The sequence below is a fragment of the Leptolyngbya sp. NK1-12 genome (assembly GCF_032598965.1).
Taxonomy (GTDB): domain Bacteria; phylum Cyanobacteriota; class Cyanobacteriia; order Elainellales; family Elainellaceae; genus Elainella.
The window spans coordinates 4,868,492-4,893,843 of record NZ_CP053586.1 but is presented as its reverse complement, the minus strand read 5'-3'; the positions used below and the strand labels follow the sequence as shown (position 1 = coordinate 4,893,843).

Genomic DNA, 25,352 nt, shown 5'->3' with positions numbered 1-25,352 from the left:
CTCGTGAGCGTCGCCGAACGAGGGAAGGTGGGGGAGATGGGGAAATCTACATTATACGCATTGACCGAAACAACGCTCGGCGGTTAACGAAACAACTCAGCTCCGCCTCTGGTTCTCAATCCCAATCGGTACGGTACACTTTCACCTGAACTGCTGATTCGAATGTAGTAGGTGGTGTTGCGGTCAAGCCTGCGGGAGATAAACCCAAACTCTCCGCCTCTCACCGTTCGACGATTCAGAACTTTACCATTGCTTCGTTCTAAGCGCACCTTCAACGTAGGAGTAGGAAAGCCAAGGAATCCGCCAAATTCCCGATTTTGGACCGAGATATCGATTCGCCCCGATCGCTTCAAAGTAAACCGATAATAGCGCGGATCATTTTCTCGTCTGCCCACTCGCCGGAAATCCTGGAACCCTGAGCGGCGGATGCGGATCGCGTTGCTTTTGGAGGCACGTGGACGAATCAATTCCATCGTGCCGACACTACTGCTGTGCCCAAAAGAAGTCGAGCGTGGAACATCTTTAAGCATGAGACTAGAGCGCTTTGTCAAAGCAACCGCTGAACTGAATAAATCTGTGCTGGATTTATTTTCACCGAATGAAAGTTTGAGTGACATAGTGTATACATAGTGTATATTTAGAGATTGCGCGGGCCAGATAGCGCTAGCAGTTCAGCGTTAGTGCTAGTGGGCAGTGTCTATTCTCAGCAGTTCAGCCGGGATGTCTCTGCAACTCGCCTATCACTTTAACAGCTTTGACTTTGAAGATGGATCAGAATTAGCACAAGCCAAATTCAACCTGCGTCAGCACAGCCTCTAGCTGAGTGCCATGTTCCACTTCTAAACCCATCTTCCCCACCTCTCCTCGTTCGGCGAGGCTCACGAGCCGCATCTCCCCCATCTCCTCACAGCGCCTCGTTCACAATCTGACTCGCTTCAGTCAAAATCTGCTCCAGATGGGCTTCGCTCTTGAGGCTTTCGGCATAGACCTTGTACACATTCTCGGTGCCAGAGGGGCGAGCAGCAAACCAGCCGTTTTCGGTAACAACCTTGAGGCCGCCAATCGGGGCATCATTGCCTGGAGCTTTGGTCAATTTGGCGACGATCGGTTCTCCGGCGAGGGAGGCGGCTTTGACATCGTCGGGGGCCAGTTTGCCGAGGCGGGCTTTTTGTTCCGGCGTGGCGGGCGAGTCGATGCGGCTGTAGTAGGCAGTGCCCAGTTGAGCTGTCAGCTCCTGATAGTGGACACCCGGATCCTTACCCGTGCAGGCCGTGATCTCCGCCGCCAGCAGATCCATAATGATGCCGTCTTTGTCGGTGGTCCAAACCGTGCCATCCTTGCGTAGGAAAGAGGCTCCGGCACTCTCTTCGCCACCGAAACCCAGCGAACCATCCAGCAGACCCGCCACAAACCACTTGAAGCCCACCGGCACTTCGCACACCTGCCGCCCGATCCGTTTGCCGACCCGGTCGATCATGCTGCTGCTGACTAAGGTTTTGCCAATAGCGCTGTTGGAGGGCCAGTTGCTGCGGTTGCTGAACAGATAGTAGATGGCTACCGAGAGGAAATGGTTTGGGTTCATCAAGCCGACGCTGGGTGTGACAATGCCATGCCGGTCGGAATCGGTGTCGTTGCCAAAGGCGATGTCGTAATCGTTTTTGAGTTTGATCAAATTCGCCATCGCGTACTGCGACGAACAGTCCATGCGGATTTTGCCATCCCAGTCTACGGTCATGAAGCCAAAGGTGGGATCAACTTTGTTGTTGACGATGGTGATATTGAGGCCATAGCGGTTGATGATCGGCTCCCAGTAGGCAATGTTGGAGCTACCCAACGGATCGGCCCCAATCCGCAGCCCTGCCGAACGAATCGCCTCAATGTCGATGATGCTCTCTAGATCGTTGACGTAGGGCGTAATGAAATCGTGGATATGGGTGGTAGAAGCCCGCAGTGCACTTTCGTAGGAGATCCGCTGCACCTCGCGGTTACCGTTGGCGAGTAACGCATTGGCCCGATCCTGGATCCATTTCGTGGTTTCCGGTTCTGCCGGACCGCCAGAGGGTGGATTGTACTTGAAGCCACCATCGCTGGGTGGGTTATGGGAGGGAGTGATGATAATCCCGTCTGCCAAGCTGCTGGTGCGGCCCCGGTTGTAGGTGAGAATGGCGTGGGAGACTACCGGCGTGGGCGTGTACTGGGCATAGCCTTCAGTGACGGCAATATGCACTTCGACTCCATGCGCCGCCAACACTTCCAGCGCCGTTTTTTGAGCCGGAGCCGACAACGCATGTGAATCCATCCCCATGTAGAGTGGACCATCGATGCCCTGACTGCGGCGATACTCAGCCACCGCCTGCGACACAGCCAGAATATGCGCCTCGTTAAAAGTGCCGTTAGCCGAAGATCCCCGATGTCCAGAGGTACCAAAGCTGACCTTCTGGGTGGGATTGGCCGGATCGGGCTGTACCGTGTAATACTGGTCCAACAGCTTGGAGACATCAATCAAACTGTCGGCAGGAGCTAGCTTTCCGGCGAGGGGGCTAATCTTTTCGTCCACGGTTTGCATCTGTGCTCTCCTATTCGGTTGGGGCGTTCTCCTCAAATAGAATAACTCGAAATCCGCGCCAGCCAGTGTAATCTAACCCGCATCGGCAGGAAGATCTAGCGTTGGGTAGATGGAGTAACTTAACTAACCGCCACCGCCGTCGCCTTGAGCTGAAAAATCTTTTCGATCACGGCTTCTACTACACGGTCGGGCGTGGAGGCACCTGAGGTAATCCCCACCACAATTTCTCCGGGCGGCAGCCAGTTTTCCTGCACTTCTAAGTCTCGATGCAGCGGCTTATGCTCGACTCGATTCCCAGGACCGATCCGGTCGGCGCTGTCGATGTAGTACGAAGGAATGCCGCGTTCAATGGCGATTTCCTGCAGATGGGTGGTGTTAGACGAGTTGTAGCCGCCGATCACCACCATCAGATCGAGCCGATCTTCTACCAGTTTGAACATAGCATCTTGCCGCTCCTGGGTAGCGTCGCAGATGGTGTTGAAGCTCTGGAAATGCTGATTCAGCTTATCTGGGCCGTATTTTTTCATCAGCGTATGCTCGAACAGCTTGCCGATCTGCTCGGTTTCGCCCTTCAGCATCGTGGTTTGGTTGGCGATGCCGATATGGTCCAAGTCGCGGTCGGGGTCGAAACCAGCCGAGCAGGCGTTGCTGAACTTGGCCATAAACTCGTTGCGGTCGCCGCCATTCAGAATGTAGTCGCACACATATTGGGCCTGCTCCAGATTCAGCACAATCAGATAGGTGCCGGCAAACGAGCTAGTGGCAATGGTTTCCTCGTGGTTGTATTTGCCGTGGATGATGGAGGTAAAGCTGACTTTCTTGTGCTTTTCCACCGTGTTCCACACCTTCGAGACCCAGGGGCAGGTGGTATCTACAATTGTGCAATTTTTGTCATTCAGGAGCTGCATTTCCTGAACGCTGGCTCCAAAGGCAGGCAAAATTACGACATCGCCCTGCTCTACGCCAGAAAAATCCTTTTGGTCGCCCTGCACCGGAATAAACTCCACCTGCATTTCTCGCAGCCGCTGGTTCACCGAAGGATTGTGAATAATTTCGTTGGTGATCCAGATCCGCTCGGTGGGAAAATGTTGCCGCGTTTCGTAGGCCATCGCCACTGCTCGCTCCACACCCCAGCAAAATCCAAAGGCTTCCGCTAACCGAATCGTGACATCGCCGCGCCGCAGTCGGTATTGATTGTCGCGAATTTCCTGGATCAGAGAACTTTGATACTCGGACTGCATCAGGTCAGACACTTCGGCCTCATGGCCAAATCCTTTGCGATGATAGTTGTCCGAGTTGTTGAGCGAGCGCTTAAAAGCTTTAGTATCCATGCGTTGACTCGGAAGATTGATCGTGGAATTGATCGGGAGAGTAATCTGGCGTTTCACCTGTTTTCAGGGTATCAGAAGACGGGAAAGGGATTGACGCAACTTGCTCCTTGCAGCTCACGGCTTTACTATCCCTACACCAGAGGAAACTCAATAGCAGTCGGATTGCCCACTGGGTAAATTTTGATTGGGATTACCAACCGTCCGATTCTAGCTGCAACAACTCTGGAACTGTAACAAAGCGATAGCCCTGCGCTTTGAGGCTGCGAATAATTGTGGGTAGCGCTGCAACGGTTTTAGAACGGTCGCCGCCGCCGTCATGGAGCAGGACAATGCCTCCCGGCTGCACATCTGCCAGTACATTTTCGATATAGTCCTGGGCACTGTTACCAGGATCCGTATCGGCTGAAGATACTGACCACATCACTACCGTATGGCCCTGGCTGATAGCATAGTCTGCCAAGCCGTTGTTGAGATAGCCGCCTGGTGGCCGAAATAGCATGGTCTGAATTCCGGTGGTTTCCCGAAAAATTTGGGCGGCAATTTCGATCTCGCTGGCAGCCTCAACTTCACTCATTGGTTCATAGCGGTGATGCCAGGTGTGATTGCCAATTGCATGACCCGCATGAACAACGCGACGCGCTATCTCAGGCCGGTTCTGTACCGCTTGCCCAACCCAGAAGAAAGTAGCCTTGACGCCTTCTTGCGCCAGGATGTCTAAAATCTGATCGGTCGTGACATCCCAGGGGCCGTCATCAAACGTGAGTGCAATTGCATCGCGGGCAATCTTTAGCTCAACTGATTCCACGATTGTCCCCTGATGCTGTTTGGGGACCGAATAGGTCAGGCGTTTTTGCTCGGCAGCAGCATTTGCTTGGGCTAGCTGTTGCGGCTGTTGCGGCTGTTGGTGGTACGGCTGTTGGTACGGCGGCTGATATGGCTGTTGCGGCAATAATCCAACCTGCGAATTCCCCGATGGCGTCGCAGAGGGACTGACGATAGGCGTTGGTTGCGGTTGAGCCGAGGGACTAGGCAGAACTACTGATTCAGGGAAAGGCGGATTCGCTAAAATACTTTTGCGGATAAAAAAACCTGTGATGATACTGCTGATGCCAGCGCTGCCTAGCAGTACTGCAAGGCTGAGGAGCAAAGAGATGCCTGAAGACTGCTGTCTTAAGGCTGAGGTCGGTTTTAGAGCTTTTCTTAGAGGGTAGGGGCGTTTTGGCGGCGCTTGTCTTGGTCTGGGGTAGGAGCGTGTCACAGGTTGTGCTTTCCTCCACTTACGATTAACGTAGCGGAATTCTAGATCAGCTTCCTCCAGAGATAGCGTCTTGGTAGATAAAACTTGACGATTTTCTCTACATACAGCGTAATACCAGTCGATATTCGTCAAATCCTCTTCAAACTGCCATAGCAGACCCAAATGAGCTGTGAAACGGGTTGAACAGTTAGGACTCCCGAAATACGCTGACTCCTGATTCCTGGCTCCTTCTAGCCCTGCCTACCCTATTTCTAGCCATTTCTAGCCAAATATTAGGTCTGCTGTATCCTATGGACATTCTCAAACTGGATTTAGGGCAATGGGTTTTCCGCCCTGCTGTAAGGATTGGGTCAGAGCCGCCAGAATCTGTACTAGCTGTGCCCCCAACCAACCCGAGGAAATTTCTGAAGCCCGATTTTCCTGTACACAGGTGAGAAAGTGGGTGCAAACGGCCTGCAGAGGTTCAATCGGCTCAATCTCGATTGCCTGATGATAGTGCCCAGTCGGAATGAAGCAATCAGCCTGTTGCTCCAGCGAGCCTTGCAACAGCATTAGGGGAGATGCTGCCATTTCGTCGAATACTAGTGTGCCCTGGCTGCCTACCACACTCAGGCGACGCTGCTTATCCGGATTGGACCAGCAGAGATGAATAAAGGCTTGAAATCCGCTGGCATAGGTTAACTTTACCCAAACCAGATCGGCCAAACCGGGCTGGAGCCAGCTAGAGGCTTGAGCTTGAACCTCGATGGGCGTGGCGTTCAACCAGGAATTAAAAATAGCAATATCGTGAATGGCCAAATCCCAAAGGGCGTCCACATCTGGGCGGACAGGGCCGAGGTGGGTACGGGCCGCATAGCCATACCGTAATTCTCCCAGCGCTCCTTGTTGAATTACGGTTCGACCCCGCTGGACTGCCGCGTGAAATAAGTAGGTGTGGTCAATTACTAACTGCCGCTGTTGCTGAGCTGCAAGCTGACAGAGGGCCAGAGATTCGGCTACATCGAGCGTCAGGGGTTTTTCAGCCAGCACATGGTGGCCTTGTTCCAGGGCTGCCCGAATCAGAGGATAGTGGGTGGCGGCAGGAGTGACAATAGCAACCGCGTCTAGATTGGGCAGATGCAGAGCTGTTTGCCAATCAGTTGTGACGGTAATCGACTGCTGCTCTAATTCGTATTGCCGATTCAGGGTAATTAGCCGACTCTCGCAGGGATCCACCACAGCCGCCAATTCTGCCTGCGGATGATCTAAAAACTTGCGCAACCAATGGCTGCCCCAACGTCCAACCCCAAACAAAGCAACCCGGACGGGAGCAGCAGACGGCGATTGAAGCGTCAGCGCAATGGTACTAGCGGGTTTGGTTGAAGCGTTGGTTGGAGTTTTGGTTGGAGCTTTTGGAGCCTGGCTGGGCTGGGTCTGAAGCGTGAGCGTGGTGTTTTCCATAGGTTCCCGGAAATGGCTGATGAGCAGGAGGGGTATACCCGATGCCTAACCAACTGCCCAGCGCAGCCCTGAACCACGAATCGAGCAAGTTGGCGGATTGGTATCCCATAGAGAGTTCCCGTGAAATTTGTGATGATATTTCCGGAAGAATGCTGAAATAAGCTTGAAAACAATGAGAAAGCATCCGTGAGGTCAACTAGCGGGGGTCGGCCTTGTTCCGACCTCGCCTCAGATGCTCGATTTGTTCAAAATTCAAGTTGCCTGCTGGGCTTGTAGCGTTAGGAAAGCGGCTTGGGCAGCGGCTTGCTCTGCAGCTTTTTTGGATTGGCCTTTGCCTTTGCCCCACACTTTGCCCTGCACCCAAACTTCTGCCACAAAGCGTTCGCTGTCTCCGTAGGTTTGCCCGACTTCGGTGACGCGATATTCGGGCAGGGTGCGATATGCGGCTTGAGTTAAGGCTTGCAGCGCGCCCTTATAGTTTTGCAGAGTCGGATCCTGGCGAACCAGGGTGGCATAGTGCTGCCAGTGAGTATCCAACCAGGGATGGATCAAGCTCAGATTGTGACTGCTGAGGTAGAGGGCAGCCAAAAGTGCTTCAAATGCAGCAGCTAAGCGACTTTCCCGCCCGATCTTGTCATGAGTAATACTGCTGGCGACCACCAGGTAGCGCTCGATGCCATAGCTGTCAGCAATTTCTGCAAGCACTCGGTCGCTCACCAAAATGCCGCGAATTGCCGAAAGTTCACCTTCTGGAGTGTCGGGATAGGTCTGAAATAAAAATTCTGCGGCGGCCAGCTTTACCACGGCGTCGCCCACAAATTCTAACCGCTCGTAGTTAGCCTCAGTCGAAGCGGTTGGATGAACCAGCGCTAGGTCTAGGAGATGCCATTTCAGCGCGAGTTGGTTCGGTAGACCTAATTTTTGAACTAATTGCTGTAGCTGCTTGTGGCGACGAGGATCGGCAATCATGCGAAAGAAGGTGAACTATCAACAGGAAATATTGAAGCTAATGCTAAACCCTATACTAAGGCCATACTAAGACTGAAAGCCAGGAGAATATATCGACAGCGGCGGAAGTGGAAGTTATGTCGCCAACCGAGGTCTAGGCCAAAACTGACCCAAACTCGACCAAGCTCGGCCAATCCATCGGCTAATCCATCGGCCAATCCATCGGGCCAACTAGTGGCTCGGCACCGTTCAAAGCGCTTAAAAAGGAAAGAGGCGGACATAAGCCGGGTTCTGTTCTACTCATGCCGCTGCCATTCACAACGACAGGCCACAAGTAGGGCAGTTATCTATCTGGGATGCCTGTTACCAGACACCTCTAGCGGATTTCGCAGGTATGGAGTTGCCTCCACCCTACCCGGAGCTGGGAAAAGACCAACCTTAGCTCCTGCCACCTTGCTCCCGACCGGGGTTTACCGAGCCAACGCCTCTCGACGTTGCTGGTGCGCTCTTACCGCACCTTTGCACCCTTACCGCTTGATCAAGTGTTGAGTTTTGAATTTTGAGTGTTGAGGTATTAATTCAAACCTTAGAACTCAACACTCAACACTTTTAGAAAGCGGCGGTATGTTTCTGTGGCACTATCCTCACGGTTGCCCGCACTGGGCGTTACCCAGCAAGTCTGGTCTTTGGGGAGCCCGGACTTTCCTCAGACTCAAAGAGTCTGCAACTGCCTGCGCCTCCTCTTCCCTTGCTTCCAGTTTACTTTCACTTCGCTCACTTCGGATTCCAGGGTACTTGACTAATCCGGGGAATATAGGAAACGGTGAAATTGCAGTCTATAAAGCCCCACATGTCTTTTTTGGTGCCCTCGATGATGTTGGTGATTTGCAGCGGTAGGCGCATGGAAAATTTCAGGGGTTCTCGTCTAGAGGTGAAGTTGGCGTAGATGTCTCTGAGCTTCTGAATCCGTTCGGCGTCTTTTTTATCTTTGGGTTTGGCATCTTTATCGGCCTGGAGTTTTCTGATGTCTACCATGGGCTTAGTGGGTCTCAGCTCACTGGTTTCCTTATCGACTGTGAGCAGGTCTTCGGAGGTTAGCGTTACACTCAAGCTGCGTTTCGGAGAAATGGTGCTGGAGGCTTGTACTTTGGCTTTGTCTCCTTCCTGCATGCCGTCAATCAGGCGAATCAAGCGACGGTCGCCACCTTGCCAGGTGCGCAAAGAACCCTTTTCCCAATCAACGATGATCGTGGCGGTTGGGGATTTGTTGACGATGGTGGTGGCTAGCTTGCTGGGTTGCTTGTCGAAGGAATAGTATCCATCAAACTTGAAGTTGACATCGACAAAGTCCTTCAGTCCCTCGTAATCAAAGCTATTACCGACATGCTTGATCACCGTCCGCTCCTCAATCGAGTTCCAGGCCTGCCGCAGCACGTACACGATAAAAACCAAGTAGACAGCCAAAATAATCAGGTCGGTCTGGTTCATAGCCTGAAGCCACCCAGCGAGTCAGTCCTGCTTGATTCTAGATCCGGAATTTGGTGCGGAGCAGAAATATTTAGTTCAGTGATCTGTTCCAGTGATTTGCTTCAGGTAGGTTCAGGTAGGGGTCAGATAGGGGTTCAAATCAGATGGAACTCTTGCAGAGCGGGCAGGAAGTTTTTGTTTTCGTGCTGAGAGCGGCTGAGTTTAATCAGGGCAAAGCGCTGGAGCGGGGTGAGGTTGGCCCATTGCGGTTGGCTGAGCGTCTGCCCCACTGATTCGGCCTGGGTCTGCACGCTGTCTGGAACGGTGGTGGGATCCATCCAGGCTGGGTGTGGTTCGACTGGTAAATCTGCCGGCAGTTCCCCCAGGTGAGACTGGACCAACTGGCGCAGCCGGATTCGGTAAGCAGCAATTTCTGCTTCGCTAGCGCAGGGCATATCCACGAGTTCTTGCCGCTCATCCTGGCTCAGGTGATGCCAGTGGGGTAGCTTCAGCTTCACGCCGCACGTGTCCAGCTTAAAGCGCACCTGCATGGGAATGCAGCGGAGAGAATCGACAAAGTCTGCCTCGAACTGAAAAAAGTCGGTCATGGTGCTTATGGCGCAAGCCTAGTCAGGGCTGACCGTTTTGAAGGACATAGAATCTAGAGAATCGGGCACATGCACAAAATGGCCGTTGGCTTGGGCCGGGGTAAGGGCATAGGGCTGATGGATGCGAATCAGCTGAGCCAGGGTTTTCTTCAATTGAGGCCGGGGCACAATTGCGTCTACAAAACCGTGGGCTAGGAGATATTCTGAAGTTTGGAAATCGTCGGGTAGCTTTTCTCGCAGGGTTTGTTCTACCACTCGCCGACCGGCAAATCCTATTGTGGCCTTTGGTTCTGCCAAAATAATGTCTCCTAGCATAGCAAAGCTGGCCGTGACGCCGCCGGTAGTGGGATGGGTCAGTACGGGAATATAAAGCAGGCTCGCTTCTCGATGCCGCTCCAGGGCTGCCGAAATTTTTGCCATCTGCATCAAGCTCAGCATGCCCTCCTGCATTCTGGCTCCACCCGAAGCGCAGACGATAACCACCGGCAACCGTTCGCGAGTCGAACGCTCGATCATGCGGGTCAGCTTTTCGCCAACCACCGAACCCATACTGCCGCCCATAAAGCGGAAATCCATCACGCCCAAGCCAAGGGGTAAGCCATCTAGCTGGCCGAGACCAGTCTGCACCGCATCAATCAAACCCGTTTTGTCTTGCGTCTCCCGCAGCCGATCGCTGTAGGCTTTCCGGTCCCGGAATCCGAGCGGATCGGTAGGGGAGATCTCCTGATCGAGCGGTTTCCAGGTACCGGGATCAATCAACTGCTCGACTCGCTCATCGGCAAAAATTCGCAGGTGGTGCCCACACTCCAGACAGACCATTTGGTTGGCGCGCAGGTCCTTGGTGTAGGTGAGGACGCCGCATTCAGGGCATTTTGTCCACAGTCCGTCTGCAATTTCTCGCTCTTGCCGTTCTTTAGCAAGGGAACTCGATTTCCGCCGATTGGCAAACCAGTCAAATAGGGACATAGCGTTTGGAAGATGGGTTCGAGAGTTGGGATAGAGGGTTCAGCCTCACTCCGGGCCGCGACGGTAGTCGCTGGGTTTGTCTAGGGGTTCCTCTAAGGATTCCTCCAGGGGTTCCTCTAAATTTTCTTCGATCGGGCTGAGCAGCAACAAGGATGTCCACCGATCTTGAGGACGAACTTGCAGGGCAGCCGGGATGCCACAACCAAAGTGGGCTGCAATGCCTCGGCTAACTACTCGGGCTGGAATGTCGTGGGCTGCTAGCATCTGCTGCAACCATTCGGCTTCCCAGCGAGTATCGGTGGTTCTGATAGTGATCCAAGTCACAAGTCGATCTTATCAGAGGCAGACCCTATCCTAGGCGATCATACCGCCTCTAGGAAAGTAGGATGATGAAGTGACGATGAACTGAACCCCCTGATCACTGGTTTTACAGGGTTGCTGTATCTCCAGGTTTGGCTTGCCTAGGTTCAACTTATTCAGGTTCAACTTATTTAGGTTCAACTTGCCGTAGGCGGGCCATAAAAAAGCCGTCCATATCGTAGTGATGGGGTAGCACTTTCACCCAGCCCTGGGATTGAGCGAAGCGGGCAGCCGGGTTGTCAGCAGCAGGTGGTTCAATCCTCCAATTGGGATGCTGCTGCAAAAATTGCTGAACAATCGCCTCGTTTTCGCCAGGGTGGAGCGTGCAGGTGGCATAGACCAGAATTCCCTCTGGTTTCACCCAGGTGGCAGCCTGATTCAGCAATTCGGTTTGCAGTTGGGCCAGTTCCGCAACCGTGTCTGGAGTTTGTCGCCAGCGAGCATCGGCATGGCGGTGCAATGTGCCCAAGCCAGAGCAGGGAGCATCCAGCAGCACCCGGTCGGCTTGTCCGGCGAACTGGGTAATTTGCCGACTGTCTTCAGCGCAGAGGTGAATCGAGCCGAGCTGGAGCCGTGCTATGGTTTCCTTCAGTTTTTTCAGCCGCGAAGCATGGCGATCGCAGGCCCAAACTATACCCCGATCCTGCATCAGTTCGGCGATGTGGGTAGTTTTGCCACCAGGGGCGGCACAGGCATCGATGATCAATTCTCCGGGCTGGGGATCGAGCAAATGGCTGACCAATTGGGCACTGCTGTCCTGCACGGTCCACCAACCTTCGCTGAATCCGGGCAGGTTCTGGATGGCACCCACCCCCTGCGGTAAACGCAGCGCTTGCGGTAAACCGGGCAGCCGCCGGACGGCAATCTGGGCAGCCTGCATGGCGGCTTTTACTTGCTCTAGGGATGCTTGCAGCGGGTTAATCCGCAAATCAATAAATGGTGCACGATTAAACCATTGGCAAAGCTGCTCGACTTCCGCCTGTCCGGTTTCGGAATTACCAAACAGATCGAACCAGACCTGCACAATCCAGTCTGGATAACTGTGCTGTACCGCCAGCCGCTGAATTGGCTCCGTGGGCAGAGTTAAACAATCCGCTAAAGCATTGGCATCGCCACAGCGACGCAGATACTGCCGCAGCAACCCGTTGACAAACCCCGCCAGTCCCTTGAACCCATTCAGTTTCGCCAATTCCACTGTGGTATCCACCGCTGCTGTCGCCGGAATCTGATCCAAATAGTGCAACTGATACAGCCCCAGATGCAGAATTAACCTCAGATCGGCAGGCTGTTGTTGAACGGGCTTCTTGGCAAATTGATCAATCAGGGCATCGAGGGTGCGCTGGCGTCGGACACTGCCATACACCAACTCAGTAATCAGCCGCCGGTCGGTTGGACTCACGGTAGCCTGCTGCAGGACCCGATCTAGGGCAATGTCAGCAAACGCACCCGCATGGACAGAGCGGAGCGCGAGAAAGGCGAGTTGGCGGGGGGTGGGGGGCATGGAGGGGTGAGGGGGTGAGGGGGTGAGGGGGGAGCAGGTTGTCTTCGGCGTTGCTGAATTCGGCTATGATAGGCCCCTTTGCCTCCCACCGTTGGGGGGAATCAAACCATCAAAGTCCCCCAGCATATAGCCCTAACGGGCATACCAGAAAAGGGGATTATAGTCCTGTGGGCATCCTAGAAAAGGGGGCTGCCAAGATGACAATTGACTGCACGATTCATAGCTTTATTCAGCAATGCCTTGGGTGTTCAGATGCTCCCGTTCGAAGGTTTGCAGGTGGTTTTCAATCCGCCGAATTCGGATATCCAAAGGGCCAGTTCCCTGCTCCGATCGTCTGCAAAAGTTTTGGCTGCGGCAACGGCGAAGAGATTGTGTCCATCCAATTTTCACCTTACCGTATGCCATCACTGTATGCCATCAACAATCTGTGATGCCAAAGATGCCAAATTTTCCACCGGAAGACAATGGCAAACAATCTACGAAAAGCACCTCATAGAAAAATAGTATTGAAAGACGAAAAGCTAGGTAAGACCATTAGCTTGTCAATATTCTTAGGTGTCGGTTTAGGTGTCGGTCGCCCATCATGCATTGAGTTTAGCGAGTGGCACTGCTTTAACCGTATTAGAATATGCGAGCCAATTTAGACTGAATACGGTAGAGTGCAGGTTGGCATAGGTACACATGAACATTCCTAGGGAGCCACACCGAACCATTTGCGCTCAAACCTGACGTCAGGTTCAAACGCAGCAGAGTGCAGCAAGAGTGGCCGCTGTTTTAGTGGTTGACATCCCCATTCTCACGGGATTAACCTCCTCAAAATCGATGGTTATCGACTACGCCTGCTCCTATCCATCAACCCAGCAGGTTCTGGTAAATCACCCCGTCCTTCATAATCACTAAGAAGTTGGTGCCTGGATTTTCAATCAGGCGAATGTTCTCCAGGGGGTTGCCGTTGACTAGCAGCAGATCCGCCAGGGCGCCCTCTTCCACGACACCCAGCTTACCAGGGTAGGGGTTGCGCGGCCCCGACAGCGCCAGCAGCGTTGCATTGGTGCTGGTGGCCATGCGCAGCACCTCTGCCGGGGTATACCAGCGCACCATTTTGGCCAGTTTTGCCCCCTGGCGAGTGGCCCCCTGGGGGCTGAAGAGGGTATCAGTGCCCCAGGCCGTTTTAATGTTGTACTGCTTGGCCAGGTTGTAGGCCCTGTCTGTGCCTTCGGCCACCAGCAACTGTTTGGCCCGACTCTCGGACCCCTCTGGTTTGGGGTTAGCGTCTTCATCGTCCAGGAACGGCTGCATGCTCAGCCATACACCGTTTTCAGCGATCATCCGCGCTGTCTCTTCATCCATTAGCTGGCCATGCTCGATGCACTTTACCCCGGCCCGAATCGCCTTTTGAATGGAGCGGGGGGTGTAGGCATGAACCGTCACATAGGTGTTCCAGTCTTCGGCGGCCTCCACCGCTGCCCTCAGTTCCTCTTCGGTGTACTGGCTGACATCGAGGGGGTCAAAAGCTGAAGACACGCCGCCCCCGGCGGCCAGCTTGATCTGGCTGGCTCCCTGCATCAACTGCTCGCGGGTGCGGCGCAGCACTTCGGGTACCCCATCGGCGATCGCCCCCACCCCAAATTGCTCCGCCAAACTCAGCTTTGAGGTAGGCGTGCGGGGCAGATCACTCAACTGACGAAAGTCGCCGTGGCCGCTGGTCTGGGAAATCATTGCTCCCGAGGGCCAAATGCGCGGCCCCACCGCATCTCCGCGGTCAATGGAGCGCTTGAGTTCAAAGGCCGGCCCCCCCACATCCCGTCCGCTGGTAAACCCCCGCATCAGCATGGCGGTGGCATTTTCCTGGGCTTGCTGCAGCAGCCGTTCCGGTGCCGCAGTCGCGGCTACCAAATCCTCCTCTGTGCTAGTCTCCATAAATAAGTGGATGTGGGCATCGATCAGCCCTGGCATCAGCACCCGTCCCTCGCCGTTGATGCGGGTGACGTCACCGTCGGGTGCAGGAATTGACCCGGTAGAAATGGTTTGAATTTTGTTGCCCACCACGAGCACATTTGAGGGAGCAGACAGTTGCTCAGAGACGCCGTCAAATATTCGCACATTCTCAAACAAGGTGTTAGTAGGTGCCTGACTGGGCGGATTGGGAGAAGACTGATTCTGAGCAAGGCCCACTTGTGTCATCAATCCAATCACTACTAGTAGTAACGTTCCGATGATGACCGGATAACGAAATCGCATATGACCTCTCCAAAATAGAAGTAAATATATTCGCTTGATGCTGAATCTATCCTAGAAATCAAAAGCAAGGAAATCCAATTCTTTGAACTTAAGCACAGAATACCAGTCGTTTTCTTGTATGCAACTTGTGCGTAACCTGTGCGCACAAGTTACGCACCAAGGACTTATGACATGCTGCAACTCGGCGTAAGTCAACGGTTAAATTGAGCAATAGACATGAACAACAAACAATTTCTGCTTCACTGTTAGCCGCATTTACCTGGCTTGACCAGAGCATGCTAGCGAAACACACCGAGTAAGATTTTGCTTTCTGAACTCAGGTCCTATCTAATTTCGGATGCCAAACCAGATGCCAAGCAGAACTCTAGTCCCAGAATATAATGCAGTGATGTAATACAGCTAAAAACCATAAATTTTTTTAATAAAAAATTACTGATATGTTTTATATCTACTTGGAAATAAATAGAAGTTGTGATATCGTTCTTGTGATTCAACTCCCTTGAAAAACCTGGGTGGCAACTTGAGCAGCTTGGCAGATACTGAACTCAATCGATTGATAAATTGATTGACAAAATTTCCAAAACTCTGCCTTTTTCATAGGTTGAAAAGTGCCAATCTAGGCTAGCCGGATACAGGCAAATATCGAGTTTCACGCTATTTGGCCTAATTGCATGGACGATCGCCAATCAAGCGAAAACCTAAATAGGCTAAATAATCTAAATAAGTAAATTGTATCAGCCTACCTTTTTGTCATGAGCATCATCAACTTGCCGACTTTGCGCACCATCAAGCAAGAGGAATCAAGTTCAAAGATTGTCTTGGAGACGACAGAAAGAGTCGGCTCGATTCAAGTTAATTGTCTCAATCAAGTAAACTCAACCGCTAAAAAGTATTGGAGTGGATTTGATTACCTACTATTGAGGCCGCTTGGGTTATGTGCGAGCAGCATTCTATCAATTGCGATTGTCCTTTTAGGGTTGCCTGTACGAGCAGAAGCACATTCCCCTGTTCTGCATGCTTCTCAAACCCCCACCTCTGAGCTTGATTCCCTGCTCAATTCAGAGCCTTTACCGGATCTTTTCTCAGAGTTTTCCAGTCAGAACTTCAGGATTGCTACTGTTGATGAGGTTGCTTTTGAGGAAATTACCTTTCCAGAAGGGCCGCATCACGCTGCCATAGAAGGTTTTGCTATATCATTTGCTATATCAGAAGCAGAAGACCCCGTTGATCTGGTGCAACCTCTGAGACAGACTGACGATTCACCTACTCAACCCGTCACTCAATCTCCTGAATCTGTTGCCATTGAACCCAGTTCTCCACCCGATCCTGTTCAAGTGGATGAGCTTGAACCTCCTGGTTCTGCAGTTGAGTTGACCAGTCTTGAGCCTACGGAGCAACCCTTTCCCTCCAATCCTCTTGCTCAAGCCGAACCGGTGGCCCAACCTGCCGAAACTGAATCCTTATCTAATCCTTTATCCAACGGCCGCTGGCAATTTTCAGTAGAACCTTATTTCTTCATTCCCTTTGATATTCAGACCGATATAACCATAGATGGGCGGAGTACCTCCCTTAATTTAGGATTAGACGATATTTTGAACCTGGATCGCGTCTTTGATGCTGGCTTGCGGTTAGAAGCACAGCACAACCGCTGGGGCATCATTCTAGATGGTTTTTATGTGTACGGTGAAGATAGTAGAAGATTGGGGGGGACGTTTGCTGCTGGAAGCCTGCTCCAATTTGCTCGACAGGTCGCTCCCGGAAGAGTAGAACAGTTTGTTCAACAGTTTAACCCCGAAAGACTACAACGGTTTATTCAACGGTTTGATCCCGAACAAGTTCAAGAAATTGTAGGGCTTGGACGCCAGATTGGATTAAATACCCCTGTCCGAGTATCTGCCAGTGGCGAGGTGTCAGTTCGCCAGATCACAGTAGATGCCGCAGTATCCTATCGGGTAGTGGATACAGCCTTGGATAAATCACCGGAAGAAATGGTTTATCCTCGTTTCCTATTTGCCCCCATCCTAGGCGTGCGAACCAACTTTTTGCGGCAAACCATTGAAGTTGACACTATCCGGATTGAAAACCTGCCGATTGCGGATGACGTGCTGCCGCCCATCGATCGCACCTTTCGCTACTCTAAAACTCTGGTCTCACCTTTAGTTGGAGCCGAACTTGGACTAGGACTGTCTGAGCGTTGGATGCTGGGATTGCGGGGCGATGTATCTGGATTCAACATCGGTGCCGATGAAAACTGGACCTGGAATCTACTAGCTGGTGTGCAATATCGCCTCTCTCGTCTCGCATCCCTGCGGCTAGCCTATCACTTCAGTAGTTTTGACTTCGAAGATGGAGAAGGATTCGCGCGCACCAGATTAGAAGTACGTCAAAATGGCCTACAGCTAAGTGCCATATTCCATTTCTAAACCCATCTCCCCCATCTTCCCTGCGGCCAATTTTCCAGTCCCATCGAGGCAGTGCGCTCACATTGATCTCCTACCCCTACCCCTACCCCCTACCCTCTACCCCCTACTCCCCCTACTCCCCCTACTCCCCCTACTCCCTACTTCCCCCCTGCGAACCCAGCGCCGCTTTCGGATAAGGAATCCGCTGATGGTTAAACTGTTGCCAAACCTGAACAAAGATTTCGGCGATGCAGCCCATCTCGGCGCGGGAAAGGCCAGAGTCGATCAGTTGGTGATCTTGCCAGCGGGCGCGCAGAATTCGATTCACCATTGCCAAGGCATCTTCGGGGGTCGCATCTTTGAGCGAACGCAGAGCAGCTTCACAGGAATCGGCCAACATCACGATCCCGGTTTCGCGCGATTGGGGAATCGGTCCACTGTAGCGAAAATCGGCTTCGTCCACCTGCAAGGTCGGATCGGTCTTGGCCTGTTCCAGGGCCTGATGGTAGAAATAGCTGATTGGCATCGTACCCTGATGTTCTGGAATAAAGGCTTGCACCGCCTTGGGCAGCCGACATCTACGGGCCATCACCAGCCCTTCACTAACGTGTTTTTTAATAATGGCTGCACTCAGCCAGGGGTTGTTAATCTCGTCGTGCTTGTTGGGGCCACCCATCTGGTTTTCGATGAAGCCTAACGGATCGTGCATTTTACCAATGTCGTGATATAACGTGCCAGCCCGTACCAACTCCACATTACACCCCAAAGCCCGCGCGGCTGCCTCTGCCAGGGTTGCTACAAACAACGTGTGCTGAAAGGTGCCGGGTGCTTCAGACGCTAGCCGTTTCAGCATCGGACGGTTGGGATTCGAAAGCTCAGCTAATCGAATGGGCGTCACTAGGTCAAACAAGCGTTCCATATAGGGACTCAACCCCAGGGCAATAATGCTCCAGGAAAGCCCCATCAAGCTCTGGACGGCTGCTGTGGTCAGAACTACATACCAAACGGTTGTGGTGGCCGTACTGAGCATGAGACTAAGCACTAGATACACTACACCCTGCGTCAGACCAACCGCTCCACCCAACATTGCCAGTTCTTCCCGCGAGCGCAGTTGGCCAGCCATGCCTGCCCCTAATAAGCCTGCCGCTGCACTAGCCAGCAAATTGGTCCAAGCCACCTCCATGCCGATTGGCAAAATCAAGCTAAGTAAGCCAACCGTGGTGATGCCCAAGGCCGAACCATAGAAGCTGCCCACCAGCAGGCCAATCGCCGGCAAATTCATCGAGGGCAGGTTTAGAGCTACTACCAGGGGGGCCGTCAAGGTCAACAGCAAGACCAGGCAGTAATCTCGTCCCCGTAAGCCTGGATGGGAACGGCGCTCTACTACCCAAAATAGGGTCACACCTGCGGCAATCAAGCTGCTAAAGCCAAACAACCCCCACCAGTTGATCCGGCGACGGCTCAAGCCAAAATAATCGAGTAAGACAAAATCTTCTTGGGTAATTCGCTCTCCAGCCTGGACAATTACCTCACCCCGCTCAATTTCGACGACTACATTCTCCACCGCTTGGGCGGCCTGCTCAGCTCTCAGCTTGGTTTGGACCGGATCTTGCACCAAATTGGGCTTGAGTACGGTCATTAGGAGACGGGTGGCGATCGGCGCACTGGCTGGCGAAAGGTCGGTCAGTTGATTTTGAATCGCCGTTTCCAAAATTTTGTCTGGTAAACCTGGGGCAATTCCCTGGCTCAGCATTTGCTCTAGTGAAGTTCGGATTGTGGCGCGGGTTTTTTGCCATTCGGCATCGGTCAGATTCAGCAAGCTGACATCGTAGAATCCAGCCTCTTCAGGTTTGTCAGCCGCTAGATCGGCAACAGTTGCGGCATAGCGTTCTCGCGCCCGCAAAATCACATCCGTTAAGGCTGAGAAATCTTCTAGAGAAGCAGTCCGACGATAGTTTTGTAGCTCAATCACCGCCACTTGCAGGGAGGCATTGGTAGACCCATTGTTCTGCTCAGCTGGGGGAACGGGCGGCGGCGCGGGTACGGGTGGTGTCACTCCTACCCCATCAATGGCGGCAATCGCGATGCGCCAATTCCATTCTTCGGTTTGTCGCAGATACTGTTGCGTGGCAGTGGACAGCACAGACGTGTCAATAAAGGGAAAAGCACCTGCCTGTTCTCGCAACTCATCTCCCCGCTCCAGCAACCGTTGCAGCGAGCGATAGATATCCTGATTAGCCGCCTGATCGATCATTAAAACGGGCACTGCCGCTACTCGTGCTGCTTTGCGGTTCATTTCAGTCGTTTTTGTATCGATCACCCTGGCGGAGGCGGGTGCCCGCAGGGTTTGGGGCGCAATCCGGTCAGTGCCCAACTGTGGTTCATTATAGAAACGGTAGCCAATCGCACTGGTCAGCGACACAATCGCAATCAGCAGCAGCAGCGGGCGCTGGACGCGATCGGAGGCACCCTTACGCAAGCGGCGAGGCTGGCAAATTAGCCTCAAAAAGGCTTTGGGTTTGAGGTAGATCCGCACTAATCGGCCAGCCTGTTGTGTTTGGGCAGCCACTTGCTGATAGACCTGCCGATAAAGCTGACGCAATAGTGTCCTGGAAGCAGGCGAAGGAAAGGTCCGCTGCCATTGCACTAGCCGCCGGGTCAACAATCGCAAAGATTTCATGGGCTGCACCAGACGGTTTGATGAAGAACACAGACTTCTGGTAAGACGACTTGTGTTGAGAGTTCTGACATCATTAGCGTTGCCCTAGTTGCAGTGAAGCATATCGCGTTTGTTGTCAGCCATTGCAGCTTGCGCCCCGCTAGCTAACTCACTAGCCAACTGACTCGCTGACTCGGAGTGGAACTCCTCTCTAGACCCCTCATTCGAGCTACAGCTCTTGATAATTCAATAATTCATTAACAGTATATCCGAGCTACTAATTCGAACTTAAATCTGCCGGGGGCATCTCCAAATCCATCAGCTCAAATCATCTTGACGAACGCATGGAACGAATCACGCGAGGCGCTGCGGTAAGGTTAGCAAATTCAGGCTGTTTCAGCCAGTGCTCCGGCTGGGCCGCACCTGACCACCGAGCCAGCAGGTGATCGGCTAATTGCAACAGGTCAGCTTTTGCAACGCTGTTTCCAGTTGCCAGCAATTCACCCCGCTCGACCAGCGGTAGCCCACTCAGCCCGTTATACAGTCCGGAGAGTGCTCCAGCCAGAGTGCAGGAGCCAACTTTTGCTGCTGGGGTTGGGTAGGACAACTGAACTAGACGGGCCAGAGACAGCCGCCAGCTATCAGGAGTGCTCAAGATGCTGTAAAGTGCCAAGATAATCGGCAAAACATCACGCAGATTTGACTCAGCAGCGACGGACCTGATCCAGTCGGAAACCGTTGCCAGAGATGTTGGTCGCTCCAGCCAAGCTTGAACCTGCATCAACGCTTGCCCTAACTGCTGGCTCAGCACTGTATCAGACGACAATTCTAGGTCTTGCATCACCTGCAAAATCAACTCCTGAGGCACAAATCGCTCCCGTAATAGCAGCGAAATGGTCTGTCCTGTAATGGCCATAGCTATTGCCGCCTGATTAAGCGGTGCTTCGAGCTGTTGTGAAGCGGTTTCTGGAGTTATGCGGAGAGCGGTTTGGAGAGCGGTCTGTAGAACAGCAGGCTGGTCGTGGTAGAGCAACGCCAGCGGCAAGGTCGCCATCACCCACTCGGTGGGAGTACTCGGCTGTGCATTAAGCCATGCTAGGTCTAGCTCTGCTGGTAGATGAGGCTCGGCTAGCAATCGTTCAGTTTGAGCAATCAGTAGCCCTGTTCCAGCCAACTTTCTATCCTGATTGCTCGTAGTGGGTGGCGGGTTCATTTCTGCCTGGGTGAAAGCCTCACCCCAAATTGGCTGTAGAGCTGGCTGCTTCCACCTCTGTGCCCCGATGGCTTCACCAAGCCAAGCTCCCCAAAACGCAGCTCGAAATCGACTTAAAAGAGAATCACGCATAGAAGATGAAGATGCTTAGGTTTGAACCCGTCTTGTAGTAAAGTCTCTGGAGAGTTGTTGGAAAAGCTGGCGGTTAAAATCGCGACTACTAGGGCCAAGTCCACCTACGCAGACTCCTTAAAGTTGGGGAAAAGTTGAGGATTTGCCACCTGCCTCGTCAGGTTTTGTCCGTGTAGCGTGCCTTTAGAGTCTATCCGAAAATCTTGAAGAGGTTTTGAAATTCAAAAACTCGTCAGAGTTTTCAGATAGGTATTTAGCTACCGCACAGCCAATGACCGTTTTAGCAGCTATCTTTGGCTATTATCGCTATCGTCCATATCGTCCATGTCATGTTGAAAGGATTTAGGGCCGTGAACCGCTATCTGACTCGTTGCCGATCCCCACTGATGGACTCTTTACCAGCATCACCGGCATTACAAACATTATCGAGATTACAGGCGTCGGCATCCAACCAACCAGCCAGGACGATGGCCATCACTCTATGGTTAAGCCGCCATCGCCTCAGCGCCATTGCCCTGGCCAGCAGCCTCACTATTGGGTTGATCCCGTTGCCCCTTGCCGGTCAAGAAGCCAACACGGAACCAGGCGCAACTGATGCTATTGACCCTGCTAATCCTGCTGACACCGCCATAGATATATCAAACCCCCGGCCCATCCTAGAGCTGGGCAGCCAGGGAGCAGCCGTTCTAGAGCTACAGGCCCTCCTGAAGCTGTTAGGTTATTACTCTGGCGATCTAGACGGTCGCTACCAAGAAAGCACTGCTACTGCTGTCTCTGCCTTTCAACAAGCTGCTGGATTACAACCTGATGGCATTGTAGGTACAGAGACCTGGAGCCGCCTCCTGCCGGCTGCTCCCGCCATCACTCCGACCACAGCCGCTGCTCCTGCTCCCGTAGCCCCGACCACAGCCGCTGCCCCAACTGCTGCCCCAACTGCTGCTCCTCCGGCTCCTCCGGGCAATTCGCCCACTCCCAGCCCCACTCCAGCTCCTCCCGTTGCCCCTGCCACCCCTATCCTCACTCCTTCCACAACTGGGACGTCCCCTGGAACTCCTCCATCTGCGGCTCCGGCTCCGGCTACCCCTACCCCAACCGCAGCACTTCCAGCCGAGCAGCCAATTTTGCGCCTTGGCATGGAGGGAGCCGCAGTAACCCAGTTGCAGGAACGACTCAAAGCAATTGGTTTGTTCAATGGAGCTGTGGATGGCGTGTTTGGCACCGAAACAGAATTGGCGGTACAAGAAGTCCAGCGTCGCTATAACCTAGAGCCGGACGGAATTGTGGGACCAGCAACCTGGGCGGTTCTCCTCGGTCAGAATTAAGAAATCTCTGCTCAAAATGAACTTTGGTTAATGAATGCCAAGTTTGATAAACAGGTGCTTGCGGATTATTGGGGTGGTGCTATTTTGAAATTAGGCACAAACAAGCGAAACATAAATCAACCAAACCCCCAGATTAAAGCCTTGTGCCTCCCGCTGTTAATCTGGCGCAGCACTAGACTACAGAGGAAGACCTGCCTAATACATGTAAGTGAGATTGCGTTAAGCCTAATGCCTAAGTTTCTTTACCTCCTGAAGCATGAGGGCACGCACCACAAAAGCTCTATAGTCTCCTAAAGAGACAGGCTCGATCTAACCGGTAGATAAGGTGTTGTGGGTTCATGTCCACCCGTAGTTTATTTAGGTCAAGACAAGTTCAAAACTGAACGAACAACTCCAATGTTTTGAGGGTCTGGCAACTGTTTGCCAGACCCATTGGGTTTTAAAAGGGGGGTAAGCGGGCATTTTCTAGCATTGCCTATACGCCGCTTGCCGGGGTGCTTGATTGAGCACTCGCGCAGACTCATCCACTCGTCTACCCATCCCTAAACTACTGGCCTTCTAACTCGCGCCGCAATCGGTGAATCACAGTTTTAGCATCGACCTGTTGCAGAATTTCTTGAATTACGGTATCCGCGCCTTGTGGTCCCCAGGTGCAACCCTGTTCAAGATAGACCTGCGTAGCCTTGCCCACTCGATAGGAGCCATAGCCCGCCAAGCTGGCTTGAGCCACTGCCGCACTGCTGTAGGCTAGGATGCCAGAAAAGCTGTCAAATGCTGTAGCTACGGCTGCCGCGCTCTTGCCTGCTCCAAACAGTAAGCCACTGCCGACTTCACCCACGAGCAAACTTCCCGAACTCCACAAAATCGACCGCAGCAGTTTACCGGCTTCGTGGTTGGTGATGGGCAATCCGTAGAGCTTCGCTAATTCCCGAATCAGCACCAAATCGGTAACGGCACCGCCCAGTAAATCGAGGCCAGCAATCGGATTGGCGGCGACCGCGATGGCTTTCCATTTGGCAAACTGCCAAATCAGGTTTTCTGCTTCGGCGCGGTGCAGCTTCAAGGTTTTACGAGCCAGGTTAGCCTCGGTTTCACGCGCTTGCCGTAGGGCGTTTAGGGCCAACAGCGATTTGCCTTCTCGATTCAAAATCTCTAATAATTTTTGCTTTAATTCATCAATCTGCGGGGGTGGCGCTTCCCACTCGTGCGTGACGCGGCCATCTTCCCATTCAACTCGCACTTCCATTGGAGCTGGTTCGGCGGCTACCAACACAATATCCTCAGGAGCCAGCAGCGGGCGCTCAGACGAAAGCCGATCGGCAGCAAACAGCATTTCTAATTTGCGGTAAATGCTCTGGCGGTCCTGATCTGGATAGAGGTCAACTTTGTTGAATACCAGAATCAGCGGTTTACGAGCGGTTTGCAGTTGGCTCAATGCCTGATATTCCGTGCGGGTGATGTCTCCAGCTACCACAAACAGAATCAGATCCGCCTGTTCTGCTACTTCTCGCGCCATGCTGGCCCGACTCTCGCCACCCACTTCATCCAGTCCGGGGGTGTCAATTAGCTCAATCTGCACCTGCCCGTTAGCAGCCGACCAATACACCGAGCGGGGATATTGGGTGACACCATGCAACGGGCCAGTTTGCAAGATCTTTTGCCCCAACAAGGCATTGATTACCGCCGATTTACCACGACTGACCAGCCCAAACACCGCAATCCGAATCAGTCCCTGATCGAGTTTTTCTAGCGTGGACGATAGCCGATCGCAGTCAATTTTCAGCGTGGCCTGTAGCTCTACCGCGTCGGCATGGCGTTTACCGCGATACTTTATCTGCTGTGTGTAGCGATTCAGCGCTTGTTTTAGGCTTGACCGGGCACGGCCGAAATGGAGATCTTGCAGATTGGTTGGTGCTCCGGCAGAGACACCTTTGTCGGAAAAACCGTTAGGCATGATGATAGCAGGTAGGACAGCAGGAACCAGAATTCCCCTTGATGAGAATCACCTTAATTGTGGCGCAGGACTGAGGCAGCCTGATAGTACGGTCAGGTTCGGCTTTTGGTAGGGATCAGTTCGGTCGCCGTGAGTTTGAAGCAGCTCGACGCTGAGCAAACCAGTCTTGGAGCTGTTGCCGACAGGGCAACTCCAGAATACCGCCGATCACGGTCAGCCGGTGATTAGAGCAGACGCTGTCTGGCAAGTTCAGCACTGTTCGCACCGCTCCGGCTTTAGGATCGTCGGCTCCGTACACGAGTAGGCCCAACCGCGCTTGAATCATGGCTCCGCTACACATAGGGCAGGGTTCCAGCGTTACGTAAAGCGTGCAGGTGTCCAGCCGCCAGCTCTTGAGTGCCTGCCCAGCTGCCCTCAGCGCCAAGATTTCTGCATGAGCCGTTGGGTCGTGGTCCCGCTCGCGACGATTCTCGGCCTCGGCAATCAGCTGATTTTCGAGATTGACTACTAGAGCACCCACCGGAACTTCTCCAGCGGCAGCGGCAGCGGCAGCCAGTTCGATCGCCTGCTTCATCCAGTGGTAGTGCCGCAGATAGTCGGGATGATCAACCGCCGGAGGTGGGATGGGAGGCCGCATCTTAGGCCGGTTCTTGGATCAACAGCGGATCTAGTTTGCCCTGGCGGTCGAGGGCATAGAGGTCATCACACCCTCCCACATGCTGGCCGTTGATAAAAATCTGCGGCACCGTGCGGCGTCCGTTGGCTCGTTCCGCCATTTTGACGCGGGCTGCCCCATCGCCGTCAATTTTATATTCCGTGAAGTTCACACCTTTCCAGCGCAGCAGCATTTTGGCGCGAATGCAGTAGGGGCAAGTTTGCCAGGTGTAGATTTCTACCTTGGCTTTCACGGTTTCGGGATGACGGCCCAGCAGTGAATTTAAGACGTTCAGCATAGTTGAATTGGGCTTTGAATGTGGCTCTAAA

At 53.1% G+C, this 25,352-nt stretch carries 20 protein-coding genes and 1 other RNA gene; 3 read left to right on the top strand and 18 right to left on the bottom strand.

Annotation, left to right across the window (positions count from 1 at the left end; translation table 11 throughout):
• Positions 1 to 83: 83 nt before the first annotated feature.
• From HJG54_RS20820 to HJG54_RS20765, 12 genes are all read right to left on the bottom strand, one after another.
• Positions 84 to 530: a hypothetical protein gene (locus HJG54_RS20820; protein ID WP_316431141.1), complete on the bottom strand. Its 447-nt coding sequence runs from the start codon at positions 528 to 530 to the stop codon at positions 84 to 86.
• A gap of 374 nt (positions 531 to 904) precedes the next feature.
• Positions 905 to 2,566 (bottom strand): phosphoglucomutase (alpha-D-glucose-1,6-bisphosphate-dependent), encoded by a 1,662-nt coding sequence (pgm, locus tag HJG54_RS20815; RefSeq protein ID WP_316431139.1) that lies wholly within the window; start codon positions 2,564 to 2,566, stop codon positions 905 to 907.
• Positions 2,567 to 2,685: 119 nt separating this feature from the next.
• Entirely contained in the window at positions 2,686 to 3,897 is a 1,212-nt protein-coding gene (locus tag HJG54_RS20810; RefSeq protein ID WP_316431138.1) for a 4-hydroxy-3-methylbut-2-enyl diphosphate reductase, read from the bottom strand.
• Between the two features lie 190 nt (positions 3,898 to 4,087).
• Positions 4,088 to 5,155, bottom strand: a complete 1,068-nt coding sequence (locus tag HJG54_RS20805; RefSeq protein WP_316431136.1) for a polysaccharide deacetylase family protein — start codon at positions 5,153 to 5,155, stop codon at positions 4,088 to 4,090.
• Positions 5,156 to 5,455: 300 nt separating this feature from the next.
• Positions 5,456 to 6,595: a Gfo/Idh/MocA family protein gene (locus tag HJG54_RS20800; protein WP_316431135.1), complete on the bottom strand. Its 1,140-nt coding sequence runs from the start codon at positions 6,593 to 6,595 to the stop codon at positions 5,456 to 5,458.
• 252 nt (positions 6,596 to 6,847) lie between these two features.
• Entirely contained in the window at positions 6,848 to 7,564 is a 717-nt protein-coding gene (gene rnc / locus HJG54_RS20795; RefSeq protein ID WP_316431134.1) for a ribonuclease III, read from the bottom strand.
• Positions 7,565 to 7,808: 244 nt separating this feature from the next.
• Positions 7,809 to 8,287, bottom strand: an RNA gene (gene rnpB, locus HJG54_RS20790) — RNase P RNA component class A.
• Positions 8,288 to 8,317: 30 nt separating this feature from the next.
• Entirely contained in the window at positions 8,318 to 9,031 is a 714-nt protein-coding gene (locus HJG54_RS20785) for a hypothetical protein (RefSeq protein ID WP_316431133.1), read from the bottom strand.
• 134 nt (positions 9,032 to 9,165) lie between these two features.
• Positions 9,166 to 9,618: a nitrate reductase associated protein gene (locus HJG54_RS20780; protein WP_316431132.1), complete on the bottom strand. Its 453-nt coding sequence runs from the start codon at positions 9,616 to 9,618 to the stop codon at positions 9,166 to 9,168.
• Positions 9,619 to 9,636: 18 nt separating this feature from the next.
• Positions 9,637 to 10,584, bottom strand: a complete 948-nt coding sequence (gene accD, locus HJG54_RS20775) for an acetyl-CoA carboxylase, carboxyltransferase subunit beta (protein WP_316431131.1) — start codon at positions 10,582 to 10,584, stop codon at positions 9,637 to 9,639.
• Between the two features lie 45 nt (positions 10,585 to 10,629).
• The gene (locus HJG54_RS20770) at positions 10,630 to 10,908 is read right to left on the bottom strand and encodes a hypothetical protein (protein WP_316431130.1); all 279 of its coding nucleotides are present in this window, start codon (positions 10,906 to 10,908) and stop codon (positions 10,630 to 10,632) included.
• A 163-nt stretch (positions 10,909 to 11,071) separates the two neighbouring features.
• Positions 11,072 to 12,445: a 16S rRNA (cytosine(967)-C(5))-methyltransferase gene (locus HJG54_RS20765; RefSeq protein WP_316431129.1), complete on the bottom strand. Its 1,374-nt coding sequence runs from the start codon at positions 12,443 to 12,445 to the stop codon at positions 11,072 to 11,074.
• 167 nt (positions 12,446 to 12,612) lie between these two features.
• Between HJG54_RS20765 and HJG54_RS20760 the strand changes: the two genes are divergently transcribed.
• A complete protein-coding gene (locus HJG54_RS20760) occupies positions 12,613 to 12,876 on the top strand; it encodes a hypothetical protein (protein WP_316431128.1) in 264 nt (87 codons plus the stop codon).
• A 421-nt stretch (positions 12,877 to 13,297) separates the two neighbouring features.
• Here HJG54_RS20760 and HJG54_RS20755 read toward each other — a convergent pair whose 3' ends face one another.
• Positions 13,298 to 14,686, bottom strand: a complete 1,389-nt coding sequence (locus tag HJG54_RS20755) for a metal-dependent hydrolase family protein (RefSeq protein ID WP_316431127.1) — start codon at positions 14,684 to 14,686, stop codon at positions 13,298 to 13,300.
• Between the two features lie 1,232 nt (positions 14,687 to 15,918).
• Between HJG54_RS20755 and HJG54_RS20750 the strand changes: the two genes are divergently transcribed.
• A complete protein-coding gene (locus HJG54_RS20750; RefSeq protein ID WP_316431126.1) occupies positions 15,919 to 17,109 on the top strand; it encodes an outer membrane protein in 1,191 nt (396 codons plus the stop codon).
• 130 nt (positions 17,110 to 17,239) lie between these two features.
• On the opposite strand, the gene HJG54_RS20745 is transcribed toward HJG54_RS20750, so the two are convergent.
• Together HJG54_RS20745 and HJG54_RS20740 are read right to left on the bottom strand one after the other, a co-directional pair.
• Positions 17,240 to 19,768 carry an HD family phosphohydrolase gene (locus HJG54_RS20745; protein ID WP_316431125.1) on the bottom strand — a complete coding sequence of 843 codons (2,529 nt, stop codon included), beginning with the start codon at positions 19,766 to 19,768 and terminating at the stop codon, positions 17,240 to 17,242.
• A gap of 307 nt (positions 19,769 to 20,075) precedes the next feature.
• The gene (locus tag HJG54_RS20740; RefSeq protein ID WP_316431124.1) at positions 20,076 to 21,092 is read right to left on the bottom strand and encodes an ADP-ribosylglycohydrolase family protein; all 1,017 of its coding nucleotides are present in this window, start codon (positions 21,090 to 21,092) and stop codon (positions 20,076 to 20,078) included.
• A gap of 467 nt (positions 21,093 to 21,559) precedes the next feature.
• On the opposite strand from HJG54_RS20740, the gene HJG54_RS20735 reads away from it, so the two are divergent.
• Positions 21,560 to 22,414, top strand: coding sequence for a peptidoglycan-binding domain-containing protein (locus HJG54_RS20735; protein WP_316431123.1), 855 nt, complete (start codon positions 21,560 to 21,562; stop codon positions 22,412 to 22,414).
• Positions 22,415 to 22,961: 547 nt separating this feature from the next.
• Here the strand turns inward: HJG54_RS20735 and HJG54_RS20730 are convergent.
• The 3 genes from HJG54_RS20730 to grxC all read right to left on the bottom strand — a co-directional run bounded on the left by HJG54_RS20730 (position 22,962) and on the right by grxC (position 25,321).
• The gene (locus tag HJG54_RS20730) at positions 22,962 to 24,368 is read right to left on the bottom strand and encodes a GTP-binding protein (RefSeq protein ID WP_051924825.1); all 1,407 of its coding nucleotides are present in this window, start codon (positions 24,366 to 24,368) and stop codon (positions 22,962 to 22,964) included.
• A 115-nt stretch (positions 24,369 to 24,483) separates the two neighbouring features.
• Positions 24,484 to 25,005: a tRNA adenosine(34) deaminase TadA gene (tadA, locus tag HJG54_RS20725; protein ID WP_316431122.1), complete on the bottom strand. Its 522-nt coding sequence runs from the start codon at positions 25,003 to 25,005 to the stop codon at positions 24,484 to 24,486.
• Between the two features lies 1 nt (position 25,006).
• Complete coding sequence (grxC, locus tag HJG54_RS20720; protein WP_316431121.1) at positions 25,007 to 25,321, bottom strand: glutaredoxin 3; 315 nt, start codon at positions 25,319 to 25,321, stop codon at positions 25,007 to 25,009.
• Between the last annotated feature and the right edge of the window lie 31 nt (positions 25,322 to 25,352).

Coding starts and splice junctions, on each gene's coding strand:
- HJG54_RS20820 (WP_316431141.1), bottom strand. CDS start 530: ATGCTTAAAGATGTTCCACGCTCGACTTCTTTTGGGCACAGCAGTAGT.
- pgm (WP_316431139.1), bottom strand. CDS start 2,566: ATGCAAACCGTGGACGAAAAGATTAGCCCCCTCGCCGGAAAGCTAGCT.
- HJG54_RS20810 (WP_316431138.1), bottom strand. CDS start 3,897: ATGGATACTAAAGCTTTTAAGCGCTCGCTCAACAACTCGGACAACTAT.
- HJG54_RS20800 (WP_316431135.1), bottom strand. CDS start 6,595: ATGGAAAACACCACGCTCACGCTTCAGACCCAGCCCAGCCAGGCTCCA.
- rnc (WP_316431134.1), bottom strand. CDS start 7,564: ATGATTGCCGATCCTCGTCGCCACAAGCAGCTACAGCAATTAGTTCAA.
- HJG54_RS20785 (WP_316431133.1), bottom strand. CDS start 9,031: ATGAACCAGACCGACCTGATTATTTTGGCTGTCTACTTGGTTTTTATC.
- HJG54_RS20780 (WP_316431132.1), bottom strand. CDS start 9,618: ATGACCGACTTTTTTCAGTTCGAGGCAGACTTTGTCGATTCTCTCCGC.
- accD (WP_316431131.1), bottom strand. CDS start 10,584: ATGTCCCTATTTGACTGGTTTGCCAATCGGCGGAAATCGAGTTCCCTT.
- HJG54_RS20765 (WP_316431129.1), bottom strand. CDS start 12,445: ATGCCCCCCACCCCCCGCCAACTCGCCTTTCTCGCGCTCCGCTCTGTC.
- HJG54_RS20755 (WP_316431127.1), bottom strand. CDS start 14,686: ATGCGATTTCGTTATCCGGTCATCATCGGAACGTTACTACTAGTAGTG.
- HJG54_RS20745 (WP_316431125.1), bottom strand. CDS start 19,768: ATGAAATCTTTGCGATTGTTGACCCGGCGGCTAGTGCAATGGCAGCGG.
- HJG54_RS20740 (WP_316431124.1), bottom strand. CDS start 21,092: ATGCGTGATTCTCTTTTAAGTCGATTTCGAGCTGCGTTTTGGGGAGCT.
- HJG54_RS20735 (WP_316431123.1), top strand. CDS start 21,560: ATGGCCATCACTCTATGGTTAAGCCGCCATCGCCTCAGCGCCATTGCC.
- HJG54_RS20730 (WP_051924825.1), bottom strand. CDS start 24,368: ATGCCTAACGGTTTTTCCGACAAAGGTGTCTCTGCCGGAGCACCAACC.
- tadA (WP_316431122.1), bottom strand. CDS start 25,005: ATGCGGCCTCCCATCCCACCTCCGGCGGTTGATCATCCCGACTATCTG.
- grxC (WP_316431121.1), bottom strand. CDS start 25,321: ATGCTGAACGTCTTAAATTCACTGCTGGGCCGTCATCCCGAAACCGTG.